We start from the raw sequence: 26,288 nt of genomic DNA, 5'->3' as shown, positions 1-26,288 counted from the left end.
ACCCCGATAGAAATAACAGGCAGGCGCAATTTCTATTTCAAGCAAGAACTACAACTTCAACCTGAAACTTTCCCCGCCTTTGAAAAAGCCGTTCAACACTATTAACCCCAAGCGATTCAGTGCCTTAGCTTGTCTTTTTAGTCCCGTCGCAAGGGAAGGGATTTCCTGGAATGACCAGGGATATCTTGAGCACCTTGTTCGGTGCAAAACCCGATGTGCCGTCAGCCTTGGTCAAGTGATAAGTGACATTGGCCGAGCCATCCTCGAGTTGCAGTGGCAGGACAAGATCGACGAAACGATCCATCAGCAGGATCACTCCGTCCCGGGCTTCTTCCACCGTCAGGGTGTGCGGCGCAAACAGCACGTGCTCGGTGATCGGATCATTGCCGAGGGTGCCCCGGCTCAGTTGCCAGCTGAGCACCACTTCATCGCCTGCTTCGAGCAGGTTGGCATTGCCTGGGACCTTCACGCGGATGCCATTCCAGGGCTCATCCTCACAGGCGATGTAGTTGTAGATCGACGCATCCGGGAACGACACCTGCTCCAGCCCCTCCAGCGGCAATACCGACACCCGCACCAAGGTATCGCGGGAACGCTGACGGTTGACGCCATTGGACACCCAATACCAGGTCGGTACCGCCTGGCCGTTGCCGACCGATCCGATAACAGCCCAGGACACTGTGAATTCGATCTGCTGGCCGGGCTGATCGGTGGGCATCACGCGGTAGCTGTCGACCACTGTCGGGTGATCGCCCCAATGCAGCTCCAGGGTTTCGCCGGCTTTCGGGTTGTCATAGAGCCTGAGCACTATCCGCGCATCCAGGCCGCGATCCGGCGCCAACAAGACGTTGTCGCCGGTCTGCCCTTTCACCACTACCAGGTCCAGCGCCGGGTTGATCGGATCGGGGTGCTCCGGGTCGGGACCAGCCACAGAAAGATCGACGGTAAAGCGCGTAACGGGTGAGTCCTTGCCTGGCGCCGCACCACGCTGCCAGTGGTATTTCACTTCACAGGCCACCGGTGCGGCAAAACCATCCCCCGAGAGGATGTCCCAGCTCACCGCCAGGCTCAGCGGCCATTGCGGGCTAGCTGGCAGGGTTACCAGAGGCAGGGGGCGGTCATTCCAGAAACACTGCACGGTATCGCCGGCCGAAGCCTCGGCGATTTCACCGACTTCCACAGTCACGCCGGTGCGCGCGTCGTCGAGGTCAATCAGCCTGTCCGTGCTGGCCAGCGGCACGACCGGCGCCGGGAAGGTGTCGGGGATGGCCGGCAGGTCGATAACGTCAATGGGGACCGGGGGGGACTCGGGATTGAGATTGCCGGCACGATCGGAAAGCCGGTAGAAGCCATTCAGCGTGCCATTGCCCTTTTCCCGCAGGACATCGCCAGGGTAGGCGAAGCTGATGAGGGCACCGTCTGGCAGGTGCGCCGCGGTGATCTCCAGCACCGCCACCGGCTCGTGCTCGAACGGCGTGCCCCAGAAGAACAGCACCTTGTCGCCAATCTCGATGGCCGGCCAGCGCGGCACCGTCACTGGCAGTTCATCGTCATTGTCCGCCAGCCAGTCCTCGGTCACGCCGTTCTGAATCACATCGGCCGGGAATATCAGCGGTGCGCCAGCATTGTCGCCGTTGGGCGCACGGTGATCGATTTCGAGGACCACTTCGGCCGACTCGACATCGTTGGCGTCGTCGTAGGCCACGCGGAACTTCAACGATTTGAAACCGGGCGTGTTGAACTTTTCGGAGGGAATCGAAACCCTGACAGGAAAGTCTCTTGAAGCGTCGAAGGGTGGCAACTTTCTGACCACTGCCACCGGATCGTCATCGTCGTCCAGGATGAACTTCACATCAATGAAGGTAGTCTCTGCATTGTCGTAATCCAGCCATGGACTAGTCACCTGAATCACCAGCGGCTGCTCCTGGAAATCGACCGGCAACAGCCAGGCGGTGTCCCCAGGCAGCGGCGGCAAAGCGTCCGGCAAGTCCGGAGCTGGAAATGCGTTCACCCGTGCCGAACACCCTATACACACAATTCCCGCCATGATGCAGTTCCTCGAAGTCCATCCGCATACCACGCAACTTCTGTTGGCTGTCGCGGTAACAAGCACTTCGGTTATTTAAAGCTCGGATCGGGAATTGCGAAACTGACAAAAATATCAGGTAGGCATAAAAAAACCCGGCGTGTGCCGGGTCGTTCAAGTGTTCGGAAAACACCTCAAATCGGCGGAACCTGCCAGTCAATCGGCGCCAATCCATTCTGTTCGAGGAACTTGTTGGTCCGACTGAAATGTCCGCAACCCAGGAAGCCTCGATAGGCCGACAGCGGCGAAGGGTGCACCGAAGTCAGTACCAGGTGCTTGCTGGCATCGATCAGCTTGCGCTTGCTCTGCGCATGGGAGCCCCAGAGCAGGAACACCGTGTTGGGCTGGTGCTCGCTGACTACCTGGATGATCCGGTCGGTGAAGAACTGCCAGCCCTTGTTGGCATGGGACGCGGCGTTGGCGCGCTCCACGGTCATGGTGGTGTTGAGCAACAGCACGCCCTGTTCGGCCCAGGACTGCAGGTAGCCGTGACGCGGGATCTCGATGTTGAGGTCACGCTGCAGTTCCTTGTAGATGTTGACCAGCGACGGCGGCGTGGGCACCCCAGGTTGCACCGAGAAGCACAGACCGTGGGCCTGGCCCGGCCCGTGGTACGGGTCCTGGCCAAGGATCACGACCTTGACCTGATCCAGTGGCGTGGTGTTAAGGGCGTTGAAAATCAGCGGTCCCGGCGGATAGATCTCCTTGCCCGCGGCCTTTTCCTGGCGCAGGAATTCGCGCAGTTCGTGCATGTAGGGCTGGTCGAATTCGGCGCGCAGCGCTTCCTTCCAGCTGGGTTCGAGCTTGATGCGGTCGTCGTCGGTCATGGGGCCATCCGTTGAACAATGGGGCGGACACTAGGAAAGCTGTCCGCGCTTGTCAATCGATCCGACCGGCAACCTGCACGATCCGCCCCAGCGACCATACTTGTCGGGTCTTCATGAGCGAGGTTGTCCATGTCCGTGCAGTTCGAAGTGCTTACCGGTGTCGACGGCGCGCGCCTGGCCATCGCCACCCTGGATGCACCCGCCAGCCTGAATGCCCTGTCGCTGCCGATGATCGAGCAACTGGGCACGCACTTGCGGGCCTGGGCGCTGGATCCGGGGATCGTCTGCGTGCTGCTGCGCGGCAGCGGCGCCAAGGCCTTCTGCGCCGGGGGTGAGGTGCGTGCGCTGGTGGAGGCCTGTCGCACCCATCCCGGCGAAGTACCGGCACTGGCGGCGACCTTCTTTGCCGCCGAATACCGTCTCGATTACTTGCTGCACCATTATTCGAAACCCTTGCTGTGCTGGGGCCATGGCCATGTGCTCGGTGGCGGTATGGGCCTGCTGCAGGGTGCAGGCGTACGCATCGTCACGCCATCGAGCCGGCTGGCAATGCCGGAAATCAGTATCGGCCTGTACCCGGATGTCGGTGGTAGCTGGTTCCTCTCGCGCCTGCCCGGGCGCCTCGGTCTGTTCCTCGGCCTGACCGGTGCGCCGATCAACGCTCGAGACGCCCTCGACCTGGGCCTGGCAGATCGCTTCATGAAGGAGGAGCAGCAAGACGAAATGATCGACCGTCTGTTGCAATTGAACTGGCAGGAACAGACCGCCATGCAACTGGGCAGCCTGCTCAAGGCGCTGGAACTGGATGCCCGCGACAGCCTGCCGGCGGCGCAGTGGCTGCCGCGCCGGGAGATCATCGACCGGGTCCTCGACGTCAGCGACCCGGCCTGCGCCTGGCGCGCCATCGGCCAACTGGCACAGCAGGAGGACACCGTGCTCGCCAGCGCCGCGCGCACCCTGCTCAAGGGCTGCCCGCTGACCGCCCATCTGGTCTGGCAGCAGCTTGAACGGGCGCGCTACCTGTCACTTGGCCAGGTTTTGCAGATGGAATACGCGATGAGCCTGAACTGCTGCCGTCACCCTGAGTTCAGCGAGGGCGTGCGTGCCCGCCTGTTGGACAAGGACAACAGCCCGCGCTGGCACTGGCCGGAAGTGGCACAGGTGCCGGCGGCGGTGGTGGAGGCGCATTTCAGCAAGGTATGGGAAGGAAGACACCCCCTGGCCGACCTGGCCTAGGGGGTGTCGAGGTCACTCAGTGATAACGGCCGCCACCGCGGTCATCCTGGCCGCCCTGCCCGTTCTGGTGGCCGCGCCAGTCGCCGCGATTGCCGCGGTTGTCACCACGGTCGCCGCCGCGATTGTCGCCACGGTAGTCACCCCGGTCGTGGCCGCGGTCCCAGCCATGGTTGTCCGGACGACCCGGACCGTTGTAGCGGGCGTCCCAGCCACCACGAACCGGTGGTGCCGGGCGGTAGTACGGCACCGGGGCGGGACGGTAGTAACGCGGTGCCGGCGCGTAGTAGCGAGGCTGCGACGGAACTACGTAGTAGCCACGGTTGTACGGATAAGCGGGATAGGAATAACGGTCCACGGAATAGACGTCGGTTCGGTAGTAGCTGGACCCTCCATACGGCACACAGGCGGTGATCAGCGAACCCAATACGGCAAGCAGAGCAAGTCGGCGATACATGGCGGCCTCCTGGACCGCGAAACTGCCATTCCCAGCGGCGCTGGTCGGCGTCGATCGGCAAGCGTTGATCGACACAGAATCAGACAATAAAAAGGTCGTGCAGTGCGATGCCGCAACAATTTGTAATAGGCATCTTATCCTTAAAAATCGTCCAGTTATTTTTTTCCGCCCCCTCTAGAATAGAGGCAATCGGTTCGCCGCCCTCCGGGATTGCCATGCCCCTTCGTTCCGCCCTGTTTTCGCAACGGTCCTTGCTGCTGACACTGCTGGTTCTACTCGGCTGCGGCTTCCTTTCGACCACGCTGATCAGCTATTACGCCTCCCTCGGCTCGATCCGCGACAACATCGTCAACACCGAGCTGCCGCTGACCTCGGATACCGTCTATTCGGAGATCCAGAAGGACCTGATCCGGCCCATCACCGTCTCGGCGATGCTGGCGCAGAACACCTTCCTGCGCGACTGGGCCATCGCCGGCGAGCGGGACCCGGAGCAGGTCACCCGCTACCTCGGCGAAGTGGCTCGCCAGCAACGGGCCTACACCGCGTTCTTCGTCTCGGAAAACAGCGGCATCTATTACCAGGCCAAAGGCATCCTCAAGCACATCGACCTCGACAGCGAGCGCGACCGCTGGTACGCCCGGGTGCGCAAGATGCAGGAGCCCTACGAGATCAACGTCGACCTGGACATGGCCAACCAGGATCGCCTGACCGTCTTCATCAACTACAAGGTGTTCGACTACGACGAGCACTTCATCGGCGCCGCTGGCGTGGGCCTGACGGTGGATGCGGTGGTCAAGCTGATCGACACCTACCAGTTGCGCTACCAGCGCTCGGTGTACTTCGTCGATCCACGCGGGCGAATCGTCCTTACCGGGGCCTCTGGTGGTCCCGACGGCGCCCGCGCTGGCACCTTGCTGCAGGAGGTTCCAGCGCTGGCCGGACTCATCGCGCGCATGCCGACCCCGAGCACCGGCAGCCGCGAATACCAGCGTGACGGCGAAAGCCATTTCCTCAACGTGCGCTTCATTCCCGAACTGGACCTGTACCTGTTCGTCGAGAAGCCCGCCGGCGACAGCCTTGATGAACTGCGCCACTCGCTGTACCTGAACCTGGCGATCTGCGCGATCATCTCGGCGGTGGTGCTGACGCTGATCAACGGCATGATCCGCCGCCACCAGGACGGCATCCAGGAACTGGCGACCCTCGACAGCCTGACTCGCCTGCACAACCGCCGAGCCTTCGACCTGCTCGCCGCCCAGGCCCTGCTCGAAGCAGAACGCGCTCCGGAACCGCTGACCGCGCTGCTGATCGACCTCGACCACTTCAAGGAACTCAACGATACCCACGGCCACCTCGCCGGTGACGAAGTCCTGCGCCAGTTCGCCCGCCTGCTGGAAAGCAGCCTGCGCCAGGCGGATATCATCTGTCGCTGGGGGGGCGAGGAGTTCATCGTGCTGCTCAAGGACACCGACGCGGCTCGCGGCCTGAGCATCGCCGAGAAGATTCGCCAGCGCACCGAGGAGCGCCAGTTCAGCTACGAGGGCAAGGTGATCTCCCTGACAGCCAGCATCGGCTTGAGCGCGTTCGGTCCCGGCGATACCCTGCAGCCTCTGATCGCCCGCGCCGACCAGGCGCTGTACCGCGCCAAGCAGAGCGGGCGCAACCGTGTCTGCCGCGAACCCACGAGTCATTCCCATGCCTGACACCCGCCGCTGCCCCGCCTGTGGCGCCAGCAACCAGTGCACCCTGGCCGACCCGCGGACCGCGGACCGCGCCTGTTGGTGCTACAGCGTGAGCATCGATCCGGCGGTGCTCGAAGCGCTGCCAGACGAACTACGCAATGCCGCCTGCCTGTGCCCGTCCTGTGCACGGGTCGAAGAGCAACTGAAGGCTGCCGATACCGCGCCGAAGCGCTAGTGTGGTGTTTTGCAAATACGACCAATAAGTCGCGAGTGATTTTTGCGCTCAGGCAAGGCGGCGCGACGAGTCGTAGCCCAGCTACGGCGAGGAGCGACAACGCAGCATGAGCGCAAAAAGCGCCGCGAGTTATGGTCGTTATTTGTGAAATACCACACTAGACTGCCCCCCATTTTTCCAGCTCTGCCCCTCGCCATGCGCCTCGACCGTTTCCTCGCCAACCTGCCCTGCTTCAATCGCCAGCAAGTGCGTCTGCTGCTGGTGGAACGCCGCGTGCGGGTGGATGGCGTGGCGGTCGCTGATCCGAAGCACGAGGTGCGGGTGTTCAGCCGCGTCGAGGTCGATGACCAGGTGCTGCAAGCCGGACGGCCGGCGCGCTACTTCATGCTGCACAAGCCCGCCGGCTGCGTCAGCGCCACCCGCGACCCCGAGCACCCGACGGTGCTCGACCTGATCGACGAGCCGGACAAGGACGACCTGCATATCGCCGGGCGCCTCGACTTCAACACCACCGGCCTGCTGATCCTGACCAACGACGGCCAGTGGTCGCGCCGCCTGACCCAGCCGCAGACCAAGCTGCCCAAGGTCTACTACGTCGAGACCGAACAGCCGATCGAAGCCGGTTACGTCGAGCGTTTCCGCGAGGGTTTCTATTTCGCCTTCGAAGACCTGACCACGCAGCCCGCTGAACTGATTCCGCTGGGCAGCCACAGTGCCCGGCTGAGCATCGTCGAGGGGCGCTATCACCAGGTGAAGCGCATGTTCGGCCACTACGACAACAAGGTCGTGCGCCTGCATCGTGAAAGCATGGGTCCCCTGATACTGGACCCGCAGCTTGCCCCCGGCCAGTACCGCGCCCTGCGCTCCGACGAAATCCTGCCGATCTGACGTCGCCGACCGTCGGGTAAAAAATTTGCGCAAATTGCCCGAACGGCACTTGCGGCATCCGCGATCGACTGCTTGAATCGAATCGTCGGTCTTCATGTGACTCATTGGTCACATCCGCAGTCCAAGACACCTTTTTGCCGGTGACCCGCACCTCGAAGCGCGGGCGTCCGGTGAAATCGCCCGCCTATAACAATACCCGTCGACCATGCGTGAACGGATCGACAAGGGGCCCTCGATTCACTCTAAGGCGTATGCCTACCTGTCACATAGAACGTGCAAGCTTGCTTGGACGGATACCCATTTTTTGCGCCAGGAGTCGATGACATGAGGCCAGAAATCGCTGTGCTGGATATACAGGGGCAGTACCGGGTTTACACGGAGTTCTACCGTTCGCAAGAAGCCGAGAAGACGATCATCCTGATCAACGGCTCGCTCGCCACCACGGCGTCGTTCGCCCAGGCGGTGCGCAATCTTCATCCGCAATTCAACGTGGTGCTCTACGACCAGCCGTACGCCGGCAAGTCCAAGCCCCACAACCACCATGAGCGCCTGCTGAGCAAGGAAACCGAGGGGCAGATCCTCCTGGAGCTGATCGACCACTTCGCCGCCGACCAGGTCATGTCGTTCTCCTGGGGCGGCGCCTGCACCCTCATGGCCCTGGCCCACAAGCCACGGCGCATCGAGCGGGCGGTGGTCAGTTCGTTCTCGCCGGTGATCAACGAACCGATGCGCGACTACCTCGAGCGCGGCTCGAAGTACCTCAGCGAATGCGATCGCTACCAGGTCGGCAACCTGGTCAACGACACCATCGGCAAGTACCTGCCGCCGCTGTTCAAGCGTTTCAACTACCGGCATGTCAGCAGCCTGGACAACCACGAATACGCGCAGATGCACTTCCACATCCACCAGGTGCTCGACCATGACCTGGAGAAGGCACTGCACGCGGCCAGGGCCATCGATATCCCGGTGCTGTTCGTCAATGGCGACCTGGACGAGTACACCACCATCGAAGACGCGCGGCAGTTCTCCCGTCATGTGCGCAATTCGCACTTTCGCGAGATCCGTGGTGCCGGGCACTTCCTGGACATGGAAAACAAATCCGCCTGCCGCGACACCCGCGACGTGCTGATCGACTTCCTCAAGCCGCAGCGTGAACACCGCCCGCGCTACCAGTACGTGCAAGGCCAGCATGCATTGGCCATCTGAAGGAAACGGGCACCTGTAGCCCGGCCAGCGGGATCGACGGCTAACCCGGCCAAACGAGATCACCGCCCTGGCGCTACGGGTCGCACGCACGCAAGATCGATAAAGGCTTCAAATCGTTTCGCGATTCTGGTACAAAGTGGCCCTGCAAGCGGGTGTCGTATAATGGCATTACTCCAGCTTCCCAAGCTGATAACGAGGGTTCGATTCCCTTCACCCGCTCCACTTCAGCTTTCCATGGTGTTCCAAGGACGTCCATGGAGTGTTGCAAGTCATTGTCACGGTTCGGCTTTTCCAGAAAAGCCGTTCCAGTGACGTCCAGCGAAATCCACTGACGGCCGGCCCAAACTGGTACAAAAAGTGGCCCAAACAATGCGCGAACTTCCCCTGCCGCATTGTTGCTGGAGGAGCCGAGGTCCGATGGGAAACATGGCACTCAACTCGCTTTCATGGAGTTGGGATCATGCTTTCAGACCTCATGGCCCGGCAGGCCAAGTCCACCGGCAAGCCATACGCACTGGCCGACTTCGACGGCCTCTATCTCTACGTTTCCGCCATCGGCACCAAGGCTTGGCACTTCCGCTATTCGTGGTTTGGCAAGCGTGAGCGCATCACCCTAGGCAACTATCCGGCGCTTTCCCTGAAGGACGCCCGTGCACTTCGCGATGAAGCCCGCTCGCTGCTCGCCAAGGGCGTCAATCCCCACAGCGAACGCAAGCGCAAGCGGCACGCGATCGTCCTGGCCGGCGAGCACACCTTCATGGCCGTCTACGAGCAATGGCTGGCCCATCGCCGGCTCTCGCTGGAGGAAGGACGGCAGACCAGCCTGGAACAGATCGGGCGCGTCTTCAAGAAAGATGTGTTCCCCTCGCTACGGCACCTGACCATCTACGAAATCACCCGCGCGCACCTGCTGGACATCATCGGCAAGGTGGAGAAGCGCGGCTCGCTGTCCGTGGCCGAGAAGCTGAGGACCTGGTTCACCCAGTTGTTCACCTACGCCACGGTGGCGATTCCCAACATGGGCGATAACCCGTCCAGGGACCTGGAAGTGGTCGCGCTGCCGTTGCCGCCTGTCGAACACAACCCGTTCCTGCGCATGCACGAGCTGCCGGTTATGCTGCAGACACTGCGCAAGTACCGCGGGCGCCTGAACACGCAGTTGGGCATCCGGCTGCTGATGCTCACTGGTGTGCGCACCGGCGAGCTTCGCTTCGCCACGCCCGATCAGTTCGACCTCGACCGGGGCCTGTGGGTCATCCCGGTGGCCAGGCTCAAGCAGCGCGCGCTGCTGACCAAGAAGAAGCGCAAGCGTCTCATCGACATCCCGCCCTACATCGTGCCGCTGTCGGTGCAGGCGCAGGAGATCGTTCGCCACCTGTTGGACCAATGCAAGCCTGCCCAGGTCCATCTCATCCCAGGCGACTGGTGCCTGAAGAACCCGATCAGCGAGAACACGCTCAACGCCGCGCTCAAGCGCATGGGCTACGAGGACCAGCTCACGGGGCATGGCATCCGGGCGACGATCTCGACGGCGCTGAACGAACTCGGCTACCCGAAGAAATGGGTGGATGCCCAGCTATCGCATGCCGATCCAGACAAGATCAGCGCGACCTACAACCATGCCGAATACGTCGAGCAACGCCGCGTCATGATGCAGGACTGGGCTGATCGCCTGGACCTGTTCGAGCAGAACCAGGTCGAGGTTGCCAGCCGGCATCTGACCATCACGCTCCAGGGCCTGCCGACCATCGCCGGCCAGGCGGCCGTGCAGCCGCCGGTGGTCGACCTCACCGCGCCGCAGCTGATCGTGACCGCGCCGACGTCCAACCAACCCGAAGCGCCGGCATCGGTGCAGCGGCTGTCGGCCGTGCGCATGCCCGAGTACGCGCGGCCGCGCCTGTCGGAGGTGCAGCGCGGACGCCTGCAGGTGCTGGAGACCTTCGAGGCGCCGCACAACCTCTCGGTGGCGGACTACGCCAAGCTCGCGGGCAAGTCGCGCCGCTGGATCACCTACGAGATCCAGGCCGGCAACCTGCTGTCGATCCACATGGGGCACCGCGGGCAGCGCGTGCCAGACTGGCAGCTCGATCCGCTCAAGCGCAGGCTGGTCCAGTCTGTCCTGAAGCAACTGCCACGGGGCGTCGACACCTGGGACATCTACCACGCACTCCTGCGCTCGTACGAGGCTCTCGGGACACGGCCGGCCATCGAAGCCGTCAACCCAACGAACCTGCACCTTGCCGCGCGGCTGGTGGCCGCACAGTGCATGCAGGCGAGCGAGCCAGTCGTGACGACAGAGTTCCCTGAGCAGGTCCGGCAAAGCGTGCAGCGGCTGGTGCGCGAAGCCGTCGCTGCCGATGCCGCCGAAGTGGCGCCCGGAGACTGATCAAGCCAGGGGCGCGCCGAAGTTCGGTCAGGCGCTTGCCTGGAGCGCGTGGAAGAACGGCTCCAGGCGGGCGCTGCCCGTATCTCGACGGCTCAGGAAGTACGTGGTGAGCGTCAGCGCGCCCTCTTGCAAGGGACGCTGGACAACGCCAAGGGAACGATGGCCCTCAATGCGGGTGGCGGGTGCCAAGCAGACACCGTAGCCGGCGGCCACCAAGGTCATCATCAACCCGAACGATGTGGCCGTCGTGACGGCCGAGGGGACGACGCCGGCTGCCGTCAGCAGTGAGTCGATTTGCCCACAGTAGCCGACACAGTCGCGCCCATCCAGGGCGATCCAATGGTGGTCGGCCGCCTGCTCCAGGGACACTGACGCAAAGGCCAGCAAGGGGTGATGGGCCGACACGGCCAATGCCAGCGCATCGCGCCAGACGGGTCGGACATCGATGCCTTCAGGGGCTGCGGGCGATTGGCAGAGGCCTGCCTCGAAAGCCCCCGCGAGCAGTCCTCGATGCTGATCCTCCAAGCGCTCTTCGTGAAGACGAATCGGGTTGTCCGGATAGCGCCGACGGTGTACCGCCATCGGTACCGACAACCTGGGATAGGCCAGGCAGTCCGACAGGGCAATGTTCAAAGGATCGGAAGCGATCATCGTGTCACCCGCACAACGCCGACACTGGAAAAAACCGCGTGCCATCGGTCAATGAGATAAGTTTAACGTGGTTTAAATTCGCGTGAAACGTGACGCTTCTGTTGATGCAGAAGCGATCAGTGCAACGCGGGAGACCTGCGGGAACAAGAACCTATGAAAGCGAGCCAGCGCGCGCTTTCGGCGTTGCCGTGCGCGAGGCACGGTCCGCGAAGGCGCTGGCGCAGGAGGTGCTGGCGGAACAGGCGGGTATCGCGCGATCGCACATGGGCAAGATCGAGCGCGGCGAGCACATGCCCACGCTAGTGTTGATCCTGCGGATCGCGAAGGGGCTGGGTTGCTCGGCCGCGGCACTGATGGCTGCGACCGAGGCGCAACTGTCCGAAAAACAGGAAGACGCTGTCTAGGTCGGCGTTTCGCCTCTCACCTACAACGAGGTAGTACGCAGGCGCCGCATTGCCGTCAGTGATTACCTATCGATAGACGGGATGGCGACGGCACAGATCCGCCACCTGCTGTCTTACTCGATCCCGCACGGCAATTAATCCAACACCACCGGTTTCCAATGCATCCAGCACGTCGCACAACCAGCCGGCCAGTTCCTCGCACTCGGCCACGCCGAAGCCGCGCGTGGTCACGGCGGGCGTGCCGATGCGCACGCCAGAGGTCACAAACGGCGAACGCGGGTCGCCCGGCACGCTGTTCTTGTTGGTGGTGATCCAGGCATCGGCCAGCGCCGCGTCCGCATCCTTACCGGTGTAGGGCCTGGCGGACAGGTCGATCAGCATCAGGTGATTGTCGGTACCGCCCGAAACGATTTTGTGGCCGCGCTGCTGGATCACGGCGGCCATGGCGCGAGCGTTCGCCACCACCTGGCGCTGGTAGGCCTTGAATGCAGGTTGCAGCGCCTCCTTGAACGCCACCGCCTTGGCGGCGATAACATGCATCAGCGGCCCGCCCTGGACGCCGGGGAATACGGCGGAGTCGAGCTTTCTGTAAAGGCCCTCGTCCTGCCCTTTCGAGAGAATGATACCGCCACGCGGGCCGCGCAGGGTCTTATGGGTGGTGCTGGTGACCACGTGAGCGTGGGGCAACGGGTCAGGATACTCGCCTGTCGCCACCAGGCCGGCGACATGGGCCATGTCCACCCAGAAGATGGCACCCGCCCTGTCGGCGATGGCGCGCATGCGTGCCCAGTCCTTGTGCCGCGAATAGGCGGAGAAGCCGCCGATCAGCAGTTTCGGCCGTGCCTGCATCGCGATGCGCTCCATCTCGTCGTAGTCAATCAGCCCGGTTAGGGGGTCGAGTCCATAAGGCACGATCTTGTAATGGCGGCCGGAGAAGTTGGATGGGTTACCGTGGGTCAGGTGGCCACCCTGAGCCAAGTTCATGCCCATCACGGTATCGCCGGGGTTGGCCAGCGCCAGAAACACGGCTGCGTTGGCCTGGGCGCCGGCATGGGGCTGGACGTTGGCCCAATCACAGTCGAATAGCACCTTGAGCCGCTCGATGGCTAAGCGTTCGGCCACGTCCACATGCTCGCAGCCGCTGTAGTAGCGCTTGCCTGGGTAACCCTCGGCGTACTTGTTGGTGAACACCGAATTCTGGATGGCCATCACCAAAGGGCTCGCGTAGTTCTCGGAGGCGATCAGTTCGACATGATCCTCCTGACGGCGCGCTTCGTGGTGGACTGCCAGGGCAAGTTCCGGGTCGAAATCGGCGAGGGCAACAGAAGTGTCATACATGGTGTGCGTCCTGGTCGGGCGGATAGCGGTTGGGGTTGGACGTCATACGGTGATGTCCATCGGCTGAGCCGGAACAGACCAAACCTCGCAATCAACCAGGTCCGATGAAAGCAGGCGCGTTACACGCACCACGATGTCGTCAATCTGACGCTCGTCGCAAACGAATGGTGGCAATAGCCTGATCACGGTGTCTCGGGTCACGGTGATGAGCAGGCGCTGCTCAGCCAGCGCGCGCCCAACTAGTTCCTTGCAGGGCCGGTCCAGTTCGATACCCACCATCAGTCCCAGGCCGCGAATGGCGAGGACGTGCGGGTGACCTGCCAGCGCCTTGCGCAGGCCCACCAGCAAGCGAGCGCCCAGCACCATGGCGCGCTCGGGCATCCTGTCACGGGCCATGATGTCGAGGACGGTGCAGGCCACCCGGCAAGCCAGCGGATTGCCGCCGAAGGTCGAGCCGTGCTGGCCCGGCGAGAACAGGTCTGCCGCAATACCGCGCGCCAGGCACGCGCCGATGGGAAAGCCATTGCCCAGCGCTTTCGCCAGGGTCACCACATCCGGTGAGATGCCCGCGTGCGAGTATCCGAACCACGCGCCGGTGCGCCCCATGCCGGCCTGGATCTCGTCGAGCATCAGCAACCAGTCCCTCTGGTCGCATAAAGCGCGCAGTTCGCGCAAGTATTCGGCACTGGCCACCCGAATGCCGCCCTCGCCCTGTACAGATTCGATCAACACCGCCACGATGTCCGGGGATTGTTCTGCCGCCTGGCGTACCGCGCTGATATCACCGTAGGGAGCACGCAGAAAGCCAGGCAGCAACGGCCCGAAACCCTGCTGGTTGGCCGCGTTGTCTGTGGCGGCGAGCGTGGCCAGCGTGCGGCCATGGAAGGCGTTGCCCATGACTAGGATCTGCGGTCGTGCCACCTGCCTGCGATGGGCATGCAGCCTGGCCAACTTGAGGGCGGTTTCGTTGGCTTCCGCACCCGAGTTGCAGAAGAAGGCGCTTTCCATCCCGGTCAGCGCACACAGGCGTTCCCCCAACTGCTCCTGCCAGTCGATGCGGAACACGTTGGAAGTGTGCAGCAGCGCCCCGGCCTGTTCGGCGATGACGGCCGCGATTTCCGGGTGGGCATGACCCAGGCTGGTAACCGCGACACCGGCAATGGCATCTAGGTACTCCACACCCTGATCGTCCCAGAGCCGCGCGCCGTTACCGCGCACGAAAGAGACAGGTTGGCGGGCGTAGGCGCGCATCAGGTGAGGGCCGGTCGTCTGCATGGGAGATTCCTCGAATTCGGCACGGTTGGCGCAACCGTCAGTCCGTGTGTTGAAAGCCTCGGTCATCACTTCACCCTCTCGTTTGCAGGCGTAGGCGTAATGACCGATGTACGTACCCGCAGCAGCACCCGCCCGTTGAGCACAGCATGCGCCGCCAGCCCTAGCACCAACCCCCAGAACGCCCCGCCAATGCCCAGCAGGGTGATGTTGGCGGCGGCCGCCAGAAACGTGATCAGTGAGGCTTCCCGGGTCCTGGCATCGGACATGGCGGTGGCTAGGCTGCCGCCGATCGTCCCCAGCAGGGCCAGGCCCGCCAGCGTGGTGATGAAGGTCGCCGGGAAGGCCATGAAGACCGCGGCCAACGTCACCCCGAACACGCCGATCAGAACGTAGAACACCCCAGCGGCCATCCCCGCGATCCAACGCCTGGACGGGTCTTCGTGTGCCTCCCGGCCCGTGCAGATGGCGGCGGTGATCGCCGCGATGTTGAAGGCGTGCGAACCGAACGGCGCCATCAGCAGCGAACCCAGGCCCGTGATGGTCACGATGGGGTTGGCGCTGGTCTTGAAGCCGTCATTGCGCAATACCAGCATGCCCGGCATGTACTGCCCGGTCAGGGTAATGAGGAACAGCGGCAACGCCACGCTCAACAAGGCGTTGAGCGAGAACGCGGGCATGGTGAACACCGGCGCGGCCAGTTTCAGGCTCAGTCCCGACAGATCGACGCGGCCCTGCGCCAGCAGGAATACCAATCCCAGCACCAGGATGCCCACCACCGCATAGCGCGCGGAAAAGCGCTTGAACACCAGATAGGCGGCGATCAGCAGTCCCGCCAGCAGCGGATCGACGCTCAAGCCGCCGAAGGCGCCAGTGCCGAATTGCAGCAGGATGCCGGCCAGCAGCCCGGCAGCCACGCCTGGCGGTATCAAACGGATAACGCGCTCGAACCAACCCGACAGGCCCAGCAGCACAAAGGCGGCAGCCGAGATCAGGTATGCCCCGACGGCCTCGGCATAAGGTGTGGTTGCCAGTGCTGTGACCAGAAACGCCGCTGCCGGCGTGGACCAGGCGGTGATGATCGGTTCGCGGGATACCCAGCTCAAAATGATGCCTGTCACGCCCACGCCAATGGAAATCGACCACACCCACGAGGCCGTCAGCTCCGGGCTCAGGCCCGCGACCTTGGCTGCCTGGAACACCAGGATGAAAGTGCCGCCATAGTTGACGATGACCGAAATCAGTCCGGCCACGACGGGATGGGTGAGATCGTTCCAACGAACGGGCGAAGCTGAAGGATCCGACGGCATGATCTGAATTGGGCTCCTGGCATGGGGATGAAATGACCATGAGACGATAGACTTGTAATGGCATGATGTTCCCTACCAATTTCCAGATGAAGTACCTACCAATTGTTCAAGCATGCCCAACTTGAATCCGTCAAAGCCTGGCTCGGCGACCCCGCGCACGGCGCCTTGCCCCTGCATGCACGGGTACAGCGGGCCATTCGCCAGTTGATCCTGGATGGCGCGCTCGATGTAGGCCGCCCCCTGCCCGCGTCGCGCGCGTTGGCGAAGTCGCTGGGGGTGTCCCGCGACACGGTGGAGTCGGCCTATGGCCAGTTGCACGCCGAAGGTTTCATTGAGCGGCGGGTCGGCAGTGGCAGCTTCGTGTCCGAGCAGGCCCGGTGGCTGCCCGGGCGCGGCAGACCACGGCGCACGAGCGTGGATCGCAACGCACCCCTGCGCCTGAGCCGGCGCGGCGATGCCATGCTCCAGGGCGGCGGCGTGCGCGACTTCCTGATGTCGCGCCCCTTCGCGCCCGGCGTGCCGGAGACGCGCAGCTTTCCGCTGCCAACCTGGGAGCGCTTGCAGCGGCAGGTGTTGAAGGAGTACGGCACCCTGGCGCTGCTGCACAGCCCACCGCAGGGCATGGAGCCGTTGCGACGCGCCATTGCCGCCTACGTCAACCTCGAACGAGGCGCGCAGGCCACACCCGAGCGCGTGCTGGTGCTGACCAGTTCCCAACAGGCCATGACCCTGTGCGCCACCGTGCTGCTCGATGCTGGCGAGCGCATCTTCATCGAAGACCCCGTGTACCACGGGGCGCGCAAGGCATTTGACGCCGCCGGGTTGGATTGCGTGCCCGTGCCGATGGATGACCAAGGCATGCAGATAGCGCACCTGCTGGCAAAGGCGCAGACCCCTTGCAATGCCGCCCGGGTGGTGTTCCTGACGCCCTCGCACCAGTTCCCAACCGGGGCTACGCTGGCGTTGGACCGGCGCCTGGCCGTCATCGAATGGGCCCGCCAGCACCAGGCTTGGATCATCGAGGACGACTACGACAGCGAATTCCACTACGAAGGCAAGCCCACCGCATGCGTACAGGGGCTCGACCCCCACGGCCGCACGATCTACATCGGCACCTTCACCAAGTCGCTGTTCCCCGGCCTGCGCATCGGCTACATGGTGCTGCCGGAGGCTCTGGTGTCGCCCATGACCGTGGCCCGCACCCTGCTGGATGGGCACAGCGCACCGATCCCGCAGCTCACCCTGGCTCGCTTCATCGAGGGTGGGCATTTCGGAGCCCATGTGCGAACCATGCGGGCCGTCTATGCGGAACGCCGCGATGTGCTGGCGCAGCTGGTGCGCCAGCACCTGGCCGACTTCGTGGAGCCCAGGGTGCCCGCTGGCGGGATGCAGATGCCTTGCGTGTTCATCCGCGACATTCCCGAGCGCGAGGCGGTGGAATCGGCACGGCGGGTCGGCATCGACCTGCTGGGGCTGACCGCGCTGCATGCATCGCGCCGCCATGCATCGGGCAGGGATGGGGCCGGTTTCCTCATGGGATTTGCTGCCCATGCACCCCATGAACTGGAGATCGCTGTCAAGAAGCTGGCAAGCGTGCTGCGTGCGCTGTGTCGCCGATCACCATGAGGCGCGCTGGCGCCTTTCGTGCTGCTAGCTCCGCGTCAGGGACAGGTAGGGGTTGTCCGGCGGGACTTCCGCGAACAATGTCGAAGGCGTCGCCAACAGATAGCCGTGCAACCGCCGCGACTTGCGCGGCCCGGTGACTTCGCAGGTCCAGATGTTCAGGCCGCTGTCCTGTTTGCGGTGCAGTCCCAGCTTCTCGAAGCGCTTCTGCACCCATTGCCAGTCGTGCAGATTGTCCTGCCGGGCCAGCACCTGGATCTCCGGATGTTCCTGCACGTAGCGCTGGAAAACGCCGGGGCTGACCAGGTACGCCGTGCCATCGACGGTATGCACCAGTGCGTTCGCATCGTTGATGATGAGCTTGCGCGATTCGATGCCTTGCTTGAGCCAGGCAATGAAGTCTTCCCCGGACGGCGTGGCCTTGGTGGGAGCCGGCATGGTGGCAGGACTGGTCGGCGACAAATGAGTCACTGCCGCAGTTGCGGCGGCGGATGGTGATGGCGGTTCCGCGCTGGCGGACGATGCACTGGTGGTGGCTGCGTCGGACGCATCAAGCATCGACAGCAGATCGGAGACCGGGTCCGCGATCCCGGCCGGGGAATCCGCCACCCCAGGGGACGGTGAGGTGGCCGGGATGCCGGCGGAGGCCGGCGCTGCCTCATCGCCAGGGAGGGCCTCTTCCGTCGTGACCGTGCCGGCGAACGGTGCGGGACGCTCGCCGGACTCCCAGATCAAGGCCGGCGACAGGCGCAGGAAGGTAAAGCTGTGCGACCAGCCGGTGCCGCTCGTGACGGTGGCCCGCCAGATCGCCTTCCCATCCGGGGCGGGCTGCACGATCCCATGGTCCTGGAGCACCGTGAAGACGGCGGTGTTGTTCGATGGAATGCCTTCGATGCCCTGCGACAGGAGGTGCGCGCGCAGCTTGTCGCTGACCGTCTTGCTGACGAGCCAGAGTGCCTCCGGGGTCAGCCATCCATCCGACGGGCCGCCGGGCTGGTTCAGCTTGAATTCCTCGCGCAGCAGGTAGCGCAGGCCATCCAGCAGCTTGCGCTGCAACGCATGCTTCGGCGCCGCCATCGCCCTGGCCGGATCACCGCCGAGCGCCAGGGCCACCGATGCCTGGTCAGCCTTGACGACCAGCTCTCCAAGCGTGCCGGCATGCTCGTACTGGCCCGCCAGCACGTACAGCAGCGCCGACCACAGGTCCTGGTAGTCGCTCAGCCAGTCGAGGATGCCGGCATCGAGCACACGGGTGTAGAGCAGTCCCGTGGCGGCGCCATGCAGCCGGTACTCGCGATCCGTCCGGTAACGAAAGCGGTACGGCTGCCGCAGCGGCCCGTGCCAGGGGTGCCAGACCAGGCCATCGGCCTGCTCGACGTGCAGGTCGACCGCGATCTTGCCAATGTCGTGCAGCAACGCGGCGTAGGCGGTCCCGGCGGTCCAGGCCTCGGCTTGCGCGGCCTGGGCCTCGGGCGAGGCGCCGGCCGGAAGCAAGTGGGACTGCCTCAGTTTGAGCGCGTAGGCCACGATCTCCAGGCCGTGGTCCAGCATGCCGCCCGGCCATGCATGGTGATACGCCTCCGAGGCCGGGAACTGCTGGACCAGCTCGGCGTAGCGCTCCAGCGGCGCGAGGTACAGCGAGCGGAACTGCCGACGCGACAGCGAGGTGCGCTGCCAGATGTGTTCCAGCAGCCGCTGCCGGCGCGGCTCCGCCAGCAGCGCTGCGGCCGACTGCGGTGGCGTCAGCCCTTTGGCAGGCTCGGCAGGAGGTGGCGCGGCGGCGGTGGCCAGCGGCACCCGTTTGCGCTGGAACAGCGAAAGCATGGCGACATCCTGGTGATGGGCTGGCCGGAGGAGCCTTTTGGCCTTTTCGGGTAGGGCCTTTCCCCTTGAGGCCACTCCCTTGCTCCATCCCCAGCCCTTTGGCCTTCGACAAGCCCTTTGATATAGGGGCAGTCGGCTTCGTGTGCCGCAATCAATGCGGAGCCGGTGCGCTCCAGGATCGAGCGGAACAGGCACTGTGTTTTCACCAGATCAGTCCGTTTCAACCGGCGCTGAAAGCGCAGCAGGCCCTGAAACCCCTGCGCCCGAAGGCATGCTTGTCGAGAATGAAGTAAGGAAGTAAGATTTCCTTTGAAACTTATGGAGGCCTCCCATGCTTGCCAAGCTCACATCGAAAAATCAGATCACGCTGCCCAAGGCGGCCGTGTCCGGCGTGGATGCGGCGGAGTACTTCGACGTCACCGTCGAGGGCGGTCGGATCGTCCTGACCCCCGTGCGCGTCCAGAAGGCACAGGCTGTGCGCGAGAAGCTGGAGCAACTCGGGATCACCGAGCAGGACGTTGAGGATGCCGTGGCCTGGGCACGGCAGTGATGCGCAGGGTCGTCCTCGACACCAACATCGTGCTGTCGGCGCTGATCTTCAGTGCCGGACGCCTGGCCTGGATACGCCACGCCTGGCAGCACCAGCAGTTGCAGCCGCTGGTCTGCCGGGAGACGGCCAGTGAACTCCTGCGCGTCCTGGCCTATCCCAAGTTCAAGCTGTCGACCTCGGAACAGCAGGAGTTGCTGGCGGACTTTCTGCCCTACGCCGATGTGGTGGAACTGCCTGCGCCATGGCCAGACCTGCCGGTCTGCCGCGACAAGAAGGACCAGGTGTTCCTGGTGCTCGCGCATGTCGGCAAGGCGGATGCGTTGATCACGGGGGATGCGGACATTCTCGCCATGCGAGAGGACTTTCCCGGCTTGATCATGACCGCCGAAGCATTCGCGGCGCGGCAGGCATGAAGGAAACCGGCACGGCCTTGCCCAACGACCGTGGAACGACCATGAGGTAGCCAACCATGAAGCACACCGCACGCATGACCACCGCAGCGCGACTCGGCCGCTGGCTGGGCGGTGTATGGGGCGGTTGCCTGCGCGCGGAGCGTCGGGTGCATCAATGGCTGATGGCGCAAGGACTGCCGGCGGGCGGTGCAGCGGTGCTGATCTGGGGGGTCAAGCTGGCGACCCTCGGCGTGTTGCTGTATGTCTCGGTCTGGGCGGCGCTGTTGCTGGTCGCTCTCGCTGTGGCAGCCAGGATGGCGGAGCAAGCGCCGCAAGGTGACGATGATTTCCTCGGACGCAAGGCCGAAGAGCTGGATCATCGCGAAAGCCTTGCCTACGACCCCATCAACTACAGCGATGACCCAGATCCACGATTCGAAGACGATTGAACCGGCGGTTGGAGCTATTTCTGCTTGGCCGCACCGATCATCAAGCCGCCGCCCCTGCCACCGGCTTGTCCGGCATCCCGCGTGCCAGTACTCAATCCTTGAAGCACGTTGCCTGCACGGATACCAGCCCAGGCCAATGCCGCCACCCAGAACGTGGGCAAGATCAAAAACATCGTGGCCATCACGAAGTTCAGCAGCATGTCTCCGAAGGTGTTGTTGAGGCCCACCAGCGGATCGAAGTTCGTGTGCGGCCGGTTCCAGCCCCACCCCCAGCCGTAGAGTGCATCGAGGATCGTCGAGTCGATCCAGCGGGCGAGCTGAAACCAGAATTCGGTGAAGAACAGCGCGAACTGCACCACGCTCACCGTGACCACGGTCTTGAGGTCATAGGTGCCGGTCAGCATCACCAGCGGGATGCAGATGACCAGCGCCATCTTGAGCAGGGACAGCACCATCGGCAGCGCCTGCCGCACCACGTCCATCGCCGGGAAATAGCCCAGTGATCCGACGGTCAGCCCCACGTCGCTGGCGGCGCGGGTGACGATATTGGGCAGCGTCATGTCGATCTGGCCACCGTAGTCCGTGTAGACCGCCCCCTGGTTGAGCTTCTGCTGGCGAGGGCTTGCGACGGCGCGGATCACCGAGTCGTTGACCTCGGACTGGCTCAGGAAGCCCGCCCAGCCGACCAGTCGCGTCAGCAGGCTGGGATCGACCTGGGCCAGCAGTCGTGCCCGCAGGCCGTGGTCGCCGTCGGACCACCACTGCCGGCAGGTCGGGTAGCCGCCCCCGCCGGGCACCTGGGCTAGGCCGGCGTCGCGCGTGGCGTCGAACGGCCAGGCATCGCGCGGAGTCCTGGAGCGGTAGCTGTCGTAGAAGCCGGCGGTGCCGACGAAGTAGCTGGAGCCGATCCAGGTGACGTCGTGCATCTGCTCCTCGCTCAGGCTGGGCCGGGTCATGAACAGCTTGGCGCGGGCGGGGCCGTAGCAGTCGCGGGTGAAGTCGCTGATCTCCTGGGCCAGCACCGGGTCGTCGATGCGGGTCGCGTCGATGTCCATGCGGATCTGCCGCAGGTCGGTGCCGCAAGGAATGGCCGCGACCGAAGCGCCGGTGATCGCGCGCGAGATCGCGTGCATGGCGAACCACCACACCGGCACCTTGGCCGACTGGTTGTTGATCGTGCTAAACGATTGCGACCAGCCCGTATCGGTCGGCTCTGGGACATTTACTTGGCATTGGGTCGAACGCGAACGGTCGTACTTGATGGTGTTGAAATCGACGTCGATGAAGGGAATGCCCGCGAACATGATCACCACGATGGCGACGAAGACGCGGTTCTCGATGCGAGCCGAGGACAGCACGCCCTTGTTGCCTTCGTCCGCGCCTTCCGCGCGGGCCTTCAACCATTCCTGGATGACGATCGCCAGGAACGGGACGGCGAACACGCCGCTGGCGACCAGCACCGACCAGATGCCGTTGTGGACCACCCAGGACACCAGCGTCAGGTAGTACTCCAGGTAGTCGGTGGTGTACAGCGTCATGGCGAACCTCGCGCTACCGTGCCTGCATCAGCAGGCTGGCTTCCAGCACGATCACGGCGACGATGGCCGCAACCTCCGCGCGCAGCAGCCGTTGCCCGGCAGCGCGCTCCGGTTCCCGCGCGCGCAGGCGACGTCGCATCCAGAGCCAACCCCAGGCGGTGGCGGCGTAGAGCAACAACCGCCAGGCCAGGAAGGCCCCGGATTGCGCCGCCATCCAGCGCTGCCAGCCCTCGATGCCGCCCGCGATGCGGATGCCGACCACATTGACGGCGGTCGCGGCGATCAGCAGCGACACCGCCCACACCAGCACCAGGATGGCACGCCGGCTGGACAGCCAGCGCAGGCACCGCCCCACGGTATTCATGGATGGCTTCCGCCAGACGGCGGCCGCTGCAGTTCATCGACCCGATTGCGCACCGGGTCACCCTCGTAGATGCCACGCGCACCGGCGGCGCGGGTGCTGTGGCGCTGGATGATCGCCATCGGCGAATTGCTGGCCAGTTCGCGGCGCAGCTCCAGCTCTGCTTTCAGGTTGTGAATCTCGCGATCGAGGATGTCGCTTTCGTGGGTGACGGCCTTCTGGGCCAGTTCGTTGGCGGCCACGTTGGGCTCCTTGCGCCCGGTCAGCAGCGTGCGTTGCAGCAGCAGCGCCTTCTCCAGCACGCTGGCCAGCGCAACCTCCGAGGCCAGGCGCCGAGCCAGGATGTCCTGGTCCGTCTCGTCGCGCAGCGCCTCGATCACGCCACGGGTGATGGGCAGCGACGCGCTACTCGCAGCCTGCAGGTTCTGCGCCGTGGTCGGACGGCTGCCGGCGACCAGCTCCTGCAGGGCCTGCAGCTTGTCCTCGTATTCCTCCTGAATCAGCGGGGTCAGGCCAACGCCCGGCGTGGTGACGGTCTTGGTGCATGCATCGCAGGTGCGCTGCTCCTGCTCGCCCAGCACGCGAATGGCCCAGGCTGCGGCGGCATCGGGCGAACTCCAGGTCTGGCATGCCAGGTTGCCGCTGCAACTGGCTTGCGGAATCGAACTGGCATCGCCGACGCCACGGCCATTGAGCAGGTTGTAGCCGGCGCGGGTCACGTCGCCGACCACACGCACCGGACGTTGGCCCGCGCCGCCAGCGTTGTCTCCGCCGACCCACGGCACGCCATTGTTGCCACGGTTCGCCTCGGCGTCGTCGATCGCTGAGACCGCATCGGTGCTCGCGACGGCCTGCTTCAGCGCCATGCCTTCGGCGAGCTGGTCCCAGCCGAGCTGCCCACCCGCCATGTCGGCCATGCGATTGGCGATGGCACGGCAGGTCAGCTTGCTGCGATCGAAATCCAGCCTGGCTTGCAGCACCCCATTGGTCAACAGGTTGTACAGCCCTGGATCGGCGCGCTGGATGATCAAGGCGGGCAGCGACGCCACGGCAGCGGTGGCGTTCTGGATCACCGAGGACATGATGGCCTGGAAGCCATTGGTGATGCCGTTCAACTGGTTCTGCAGCGTGGTGGTGATGCTCATGTCGCCACAGATCAGGTTGCTGTTCCAGCCGACGCCAACGCCGATGGAGTGCATGTTGGCCGCACCGCTCATGGACACCGCGCGGCCGCCCCCAATGCTGTAGAGCACGTCGTCGCCTATCACGCTGCCTTGATGCTGGACGCCGTACTCGTTGACGCTGGTCTGCGCCCCGGCGCTGGAGTAGCACAACGCTGCGACAACGGCCAATGCGACGTACAGAAATCGACGGGCGCTCGGAAATGAAGTCGTCATGGCATCGGGTCTCACAGGAAATCGACGCTGCCGAGGAACACCTGGCCGCGGCGCTGGCAGCAGCTATAAGGACGCCACAATGCCCAGGCGTAGTCGCCTTGCCGGGCCTGCACCTTGGCATTGCCGTGGGGGAATACCGCGCAACTGCTGGACAGCGTGGGGGTCAGCTCCTGCCACTTGCCCGTGGCGGCATCGGTTTCCATCAGGGCGCCGGCCGGCCAGTAGCCATCGCGCGAACTGGCGAGCAGCGGTTGGTAGACGTGGATCTGGTTGCGGCGCGTCACGATGTCACCCGCGCGCTGGGCGACCACGGCTGCGGCCTTGTGGTCATCCACCTGGTGCAGGAAGCCGCCACGCGGATAGACGTTGCCCCAGAGATTCATGGCCGTGCGCGTGCCGATCTCGCGCCGGCCGGGAATCAGTGCTTCCGGATACAGCGCCTCGGGGATGTTGTAGCGCCATGCCAGCGTGTCGAGCGTGCTCAGCAGATAGGGCATGAAGGCGGTGCCTGCGCCCTCGCAGGTGTAGCCGGACGCGCTGGCGAACTGGCTGAACACATGGCCACCGGGATGGCCGATGACGTCGGCGTTCTTGAACTTCGCCAGGTTGTTCTCGTGATCCTCGTTGGTGGTGCCGTCGCCGCCGGCCTTCGCGGTCGGGTTCGGCAGGCTCATCGCCCGCACCTCGACCCAAGGGTTCTCGCCGGTGTTCGAGTAGCTCGACACCACGGCATCCGGGATGTAGTGGCGCACCTTGACCGAGGTGCGCACGGTGCATCCCGTCCAGGTGCAATAGAGCCAGTAGCAGATGCCGGTGACGCGGTACTCCAGGCAATCCGGCGACAGGGTGGAGGTCACGATGGTGGCGGTGTTCAGTGCAAAGGACGATGCGGAACACCCCAGCAACAGCGCTGCGATGGCCAACCGCTGGCGCCGGGATGGTGCGAACGGACGCCTCGTCATGGCTGCGTCCTCCGGTATTGGTCGATGCGGGAAACCGCACGGGCCACGTCCGTCTCGCCATAGACCACGTATCGGCGATCCACCACGATGGCCGGAACCTTGGCGACGCCAAGGCTCCAGGCATCGGCAACGCCCTGGTAGGCGGTGCCGATCCTTCGCTGCAGGTCTGTACCGCCCAGCTTCAGGCGTTGCTGGACGATGGCGCTGGCGCGCTCAGGATCGGTGGGCAGGTTGTCGGCCAGCTCCGCTTCGAGCACCGCGGCCGCGTCCAAGATGAGGTGTCGGTCAGCCTGGCCAAGGACCGGATGATGCGAGTCGGTAACGACCCATACTTCCGCTGCGGCGGCGCGGGTGGCCAACGTCAGGATGGCAATGCCCGGAGCAAGCCATGCTGGGCGGGTGCGAGTGGCATGAGGAATAGCGCAAGAGTCCATGAGACAACACCGGAGGGAAGCCAATCCGGTGACAGTCGAACCGAAATCCGGCTTCGACACGACAAACAATCCGGAGACCGCCTCATCCCGTTTTCGCCATCCCTGTCATCGCGTGATCACCCCAAACGGTGCCTGCGAGTGCGCCTGCGACAAGGCCGCGTTCGGATCGACAGCCAAGGCGGCCGCCACAAGTCGGTCTCGCCTTCAGCGGCGATGAATCGCCTGGAGAACGAAGTCGGCCCGTTCGGCCACACTGGCGCGCGGAAGCAACCTGACTTCGTAGCCGAGTGCCCGGTAGGTTGCATCCAGGTGGGCGTATTCCGCCTCAGCCTCGGGAAAGCCGTGCCGCCGCGCCTCGTCGGCGCAATAGATGTCCGGCCAGGGCGGAGCGAGGAACACGAGCCGCCCATAGGGGCGGGATTCGCCCAGGCTTTCCGACAGAGGTACACCGAACAGTCGCTGAAGCGCTGCGGCTGCGTCGATTAGCCCTCGGTCGAAGAAAACCGGACCAGCGTCCCGTGCCGCGCCTTCGAGATCCATGGCGGCGACGCTCAGCGCCTCGCGCAGAAAGGCCGCCATGTCGGTCCATGGCAGGGCGTTGCCGCCCTGTCGAATCTGCTCGGCGATGATCCTCCGCCCGGGTTCGGCGACGGTCGCATGACCACGCCGCCGCAGTTCCCCGAGCAGGGTCGACTTGCCGCCGCCGGAGCACCCCGATATGACCACCTGAGGTGGCATCGGCGTCATGTCAGGGTTTTCTTCGACCAGCAGACGGTTTGTCAA

The 26,288-nt window shown here is 64.2% G+C and carries 26 protein-coding genes and 1 tRNA gene; 12 read left to right on the top strand and 15 right to left on the bottom strand.

Annotation, left to right across the window (positions count from 1 at the left end; genetic code table 11):
- Positions 1–124 precede the first annotated feature (124 nt).
- Both AC5QPF_RS06860 and ung read right to left on the bottom strand, forming a co-directional pair.
- Positions 125–2,047, bottom strand: coding sequence for a hypothetical protein (locus tag AC5QPF_RS06860; protein ID WP_494962526.1), 1,923 nt, complete (start codon positions 2,045–2,047; stop codon positions 125–127).
- A 173-nt stretch (positions 2,048–2,220) separates the two neighbouring features.
- Positions 2,221–2,913, bottom strand: a complete 693-nt coding sequence (gene ung, locus AC5QPF_RS06855; RefSeq protein ID WP_494962525.1) for a uracil-DNA glycosylase — start codon at positions 2,911–2,913, stop codon at positions 2,221–2,223.
- Between the two features lie 129 nt (positions 2,914–3,042).
- Between ung and dspII the strand changes: the two genes are divergently transcribed.
- Positions 3,043–4,149: an enoyl-CoA hydratase/isomerase DspII gene (gene dspII, locus AC5QPF_RS06850; RefSeq protein ID WP_494962524.1), complete on the top strand. Its 1,107-nt coding sequence runs from the start codon at positions 3,043–3,045 to the stop codon at positions 4,147–4,149.
- Positions 4,150–4,165: 16 nt separating this feature from the next.
- Here dspII and AC5QPF_RS06845 read toward each other — a convergent pair whose 3' ends face one another.
- Entirely contained in the window at positions 4,166–4,603 is a 438-nt protein-coding gene (locus AC5QPF_RS06845) for a hypothetical protein (RefSeq protein ID WP_494962523.1), read from the bottom strand.
- A 79-nt stretch (positions 4,604–4,682) separates the two neighbouring features.
- Positions 4,683–4,820, bottom strand: a complete 138-nt coding sequence (locus AC5QPF_RS06840) for a hypothetical protein (RefSeq protein ID WP_494962522.1) — start codon at positions 4,818–4,820, stop codon at positions 4,683–4,685.
- On the opposite strand from AC5QPF_RS06840, the gene AC5QPF_RS06835 reads away from it, so the two are divergent.
- The 6 genes from AC5QPF_RS06835 to AC5QPF_RS06810 all read left to right on the top strand — a co-directional run bounded on the left by AC5QPF_RS06835 (position 4,819) and on the right by AC5QPF_RS06810 (position 11,000).
- Positions 4,819–6,306 (top strand): diguanylate cyclase, encoded by a 1,488-nt coding sequence (locus AC5QPF_RS06835; RefSeq protein WP_494962521.1) that lies wholly within the window; start codon positions 4,819–4,821, stop codon positions 6,304–6,306. The two genes, AC5QPF_RS06840 and AC5QPF_RS06835, sit on opposite strands and share 2 nt — an antisense overlap.
- Positions 6,299–6,520 (top strand): cysteine-rich CWC family protein, encoded by a 222-nt coding sequence (locus AC5QPF_RS06830; protein ID WP_494962520.1) that lies wholly within the window; start codon positions 6,299–6,301, stop codon positions 6,518–6,520. Before AC5QPF_RS06835 ends, AC5QPF_RS06830 begins: the two co-directional genes overlap by 8 nt.
- Before the next feature lie 195 nt (positions 6,521–6,715).
- Entirely contained in the window at positions 6,716–7,408 is a 693-nt protein-coding gene (locus AC5QPF_RS06825; protein WP_494962519.1) for a pseudouridine synthase, read from the top strand.
- A 324-nt stretch (positions 7,409–7,732) separates the two neighbouring features.
- Positions 7,733–8,614: an alpha/beta fold hydrolase gene (locus AC5QPF_RS06820; protein WP_494962518.1), complete on the top strand. Its 882-nt coding sequence runs from the start codon at positions 7,733–7,735 to the stop codon at positions 8,612–8,614.
- Positions 8,615–8,762: 148 nt separating this feature from the next.
- A tRNA-Gly gene (locus tag AC5QPF_RS06815) sits at positions 8,763–8,836 on the top strand.
- 235 nt (positions 8,837–9,071) lie between these two features.
- Positions 9,072–11,000 carry a tyrosine-type recombinase/integrase gene (locus tag AC5QPF_RS06810; RefSeq protein WP_500862557.1) on the top strand — a complete coding sequence of 643 codons (1,929 nt, stop codon included), beginning with the start codon at positions 9,072–9,074 and terminating at the stop codon, positions 10,998–11,000.
- A 27-nt stretch (positions 11,001–11,027) separates the two neighbouring features.
- Here the strand turns inward: AC5QPF_RS06810 and AC5QPF_RS06805 are convergent, their stop codons facing one another.
- Entirely contained in the window at positions 11,028–11,651 is a 624-nt protein-coding gene (locus tag AC5QPF_RS06805) for a LysR family substrate-binding domain-containing protein (protein ID WP_020649360.1), read from the bottom strand.
- 188 nt (positions 11,652–11,839) lie between these two features.
- Between AC5QPF_RS06805 and AC5QPF_RS06800 the strand changes: the two genes are divergently transcribed.
- A complete protein-coding gene (locus tag AC5QPF_RS06800; protein WP_020649361.1) occupies positions 11,840–12,055 on the top strand; it encodes a helix-turn-helix transcriptional regulator in 216 nt (71 codons plus the stop codon).
- A 66-nt stretch (positions 12,056–12,121) separates the two neighbouring features.
- Here the strand turns inward: AC5QPF_RS06800 and glyA are convergent, their stop codons facing one another.
- The 3 genes from glyA to AC5QPF_RS06785 all read right to left on the bottom strand — a co-directional run bounded on the left by glyA (position 12,122) and on the right by AC5QPF_RS06785 (position 15,975).
- Positions 12,122–13,393, bottom strand: a complete 1,272-nt coding sequence (gene glyA, locus AC5QPF_RS06795; RefSeq protein ID WP_024889556.1) for a serine hydroxymethyltransferase — start codon at positions 13,391–13,393, stop codon at positions 12,122–12,124.
- Between the two features lie 42 nt (positions 13,394–13,435).
- Positions 13,436–14,668, bottom strand: coding sequence for an acetylornithine/succinylornithine family transaminase (locus tag AC5QPF_RS06790; RefSeq protein WP_494962517.1), 1,233 nt, complete (start codon positions 14,666–14,668; stop codon positions 13,436–13,438).
- 65 nt (positions 14,669–14,733) lie between these two features.
- The gene (locus tag AC5QPF_RS06785; protein ID WP_024889558.1) at positions 14,734–15,975 is read right to left on the bottom strand and encodes a benzoate/H(+) symporter BenE family transporter; all 1,242 of its coding nucleotides are present in this window, start codon (positions 15,973–15,975) and stop codon (positions 14,734–14,736) included.
- A 102-nt stretch (positions 15,976–16,077) separates the two neighbouring features.
- Here AC5QPF_RS06785 and pdxR point away from each other — a divergent pair, with 102 nt between their 5' ends.
- Complete coding sequence (gene pdxR, locus AC5QPF_RS06780) at positions 16,078–17,601, top strand: MocR-like pyridoxine biosynthesis transcription factor PdxR (protein ID WP_024889559.1); 1,524 nt, start codon at positions 16,078–16,080, stop codon at positions 17,599–17,601.
- Positions 17,602–17,625: 24 nt separating this feature from the next.
- On the opposite strand, the gene mobH is transcribed toward pdxR, so the two are convergent.
- On the bottom strand, positions 17,626–19,422 hold the full coding sequence (gene mobH, locus AC5QPF_RS06775; protein ID WP_277887644.1) for a MobH family relaxase: 1,797 nt from the start codon (positions 19,420–19,422) through the stop codon (positions 17,626–17,628).
- A 331-nt stretch (positions 19,423–19,753) separates the two neighbouring features.
- On the opposite strand from mobH, the gene AC5QPF_RS06770 reads away from it, so the two are divergent.
- Genes AC5QPF_RS06770 through AC5QPF_RS06760 form a run of 3 tightly spaced genes read left to right on the top strand, consistent with a single transcriptional unit; the run spans position 19,754 to position 20,813 of the window.
- Complete coding sequence (locus AC5QPF_RS06770; RefSeq protein ID WP_021205410.1) at positions 19,754–19,972, top strand: AbrB/MazE/SpoVT family DNA-binding domain-containing protein; 219 nt, start codon at positions 19,754–19,756, stop codon at positions 19,970–19,972.
- Positions 19,972–20,385: a putative toxin-antitoxin system toxin component, PIN family gene (locus tag AC5QPF_RS06765; protein WP_020649368.1), complete on the top strand. Its 414-nt coding sequence runs from the start codon at positions 19,972–19,974 to the stop codon at positions 20,383–20,385. The genes AC5QPF_RS06770 and AC5QPF_RS06765 overlap by 1 nt, the downstream gene beginning before the upstream one ends.
- Before the next feature lie 56 nt (positions 20,386–20,441).
- The gene (locus AC5QPF_RS06760) at positions 20,442–20,813 is read left to right on the top strand and encodes a DUF3742 family protein (protein ID WP_024889561.1); all 372 of its coding nucleotides are present in this window, start codon (positions 20,442–20,444) and stop codon (positions 20,811–20,813) included.
- 14 nt (positions 20,814–20,827) lie between these two features.
- Here AC5QPF_RS06760 and AC5QPF_RS06755 read toward each other — a convergent pair whose 3' ends face one another.
- The 6 genes from AC5QPF_RS06755 to AC5QPF_RS06730 form a co-directional block, all read right to left on the bottom strand.
- Positions 20,828–22,351, bottom strand: a complete 1,524-nt coding sequence (locus AC5QPF_RS06755) for a conjugal transfer protein TraG N-terminal domain-containing protein (RefSeq protein WP_024889562.1) — start codon at positions 22,349–22,351, stop codon at positions 20,828–20,830.
- 13 nt (positions 22,352–22,364) lie between these two features.
- Positions 22,365–22,715, bottom strand: a complete 351-nt coding sequence (locus AC5QPF_RS06750) for a hypothetical protein (protein WP_009618109.1) — start codon at positions 22,713–22,715, stop codon at positions 22,365–22,367.
- Positions 22,712–24,109 carry an integrating conjugative element protein gene (locus tag AC5QPF_RS06745; protein ID WP_009618111.1) on the bottom strand — a complete coding sequence of 466 codons (1,398 nt, stop codon included), beginning with the start codon at positions 24,107–24,109 and terminating at the stop codon, positions 22,712–22,714. Before AC5QPF_RS06745 ends, AC5QPF_RS06750 begins: the two co-directional genes overlap by 4 nt.
- Before the next feature lie 11 nt (positions 24,110–24,120).
- Positions 24,121–25,071 (bottom strand): TIGR03756 family integrating conjugative element protein, encoded by a 951-nt coding sequence (locus AC5QPF_RS06740; protein ID WP_024889563.1) that lies wholly within the window; start codon positions 25,069–25,071, stop codon positions 24,121–24,123.
- A complete protein-coding gene (locus AC5QPF_RS06735) occupies positions 25,068–25,505 on the bottom strand; it encodes a TIGR03757 family integrating conjugative element protein (protein WP_024889564.1) in 438 nt (145 codons plus the stop codon). The genes AC5QPF_RS06740 and AC5QPF_RS06735 overlap by 4 nt, the downstream gene beginning before the upstream one ends.
- A gap of 204 nt (positions 25,506–25,709) precedes the next feature.
- The gene (locus AC5QPF_RS06730) at positions 25,710–26,288 is read right to left on the bottom strand and encodes an AAA family ATPase (RefSeq protein WP_244239746.1); all 579 of its coding nucleotides are present in this window, start codon (positions 26,286–26,288) and stop codon (positions 25,710–25,712) included.

It is taken from the genome of Pseudomonas sp. Con_6 (genome assembly GCF_059379395.1).
The sequence above is the reverse complement of the archived record's forward strand: the minus strand, read 5'-3'. Positions and strand labels throughout refer to the sequence as shown.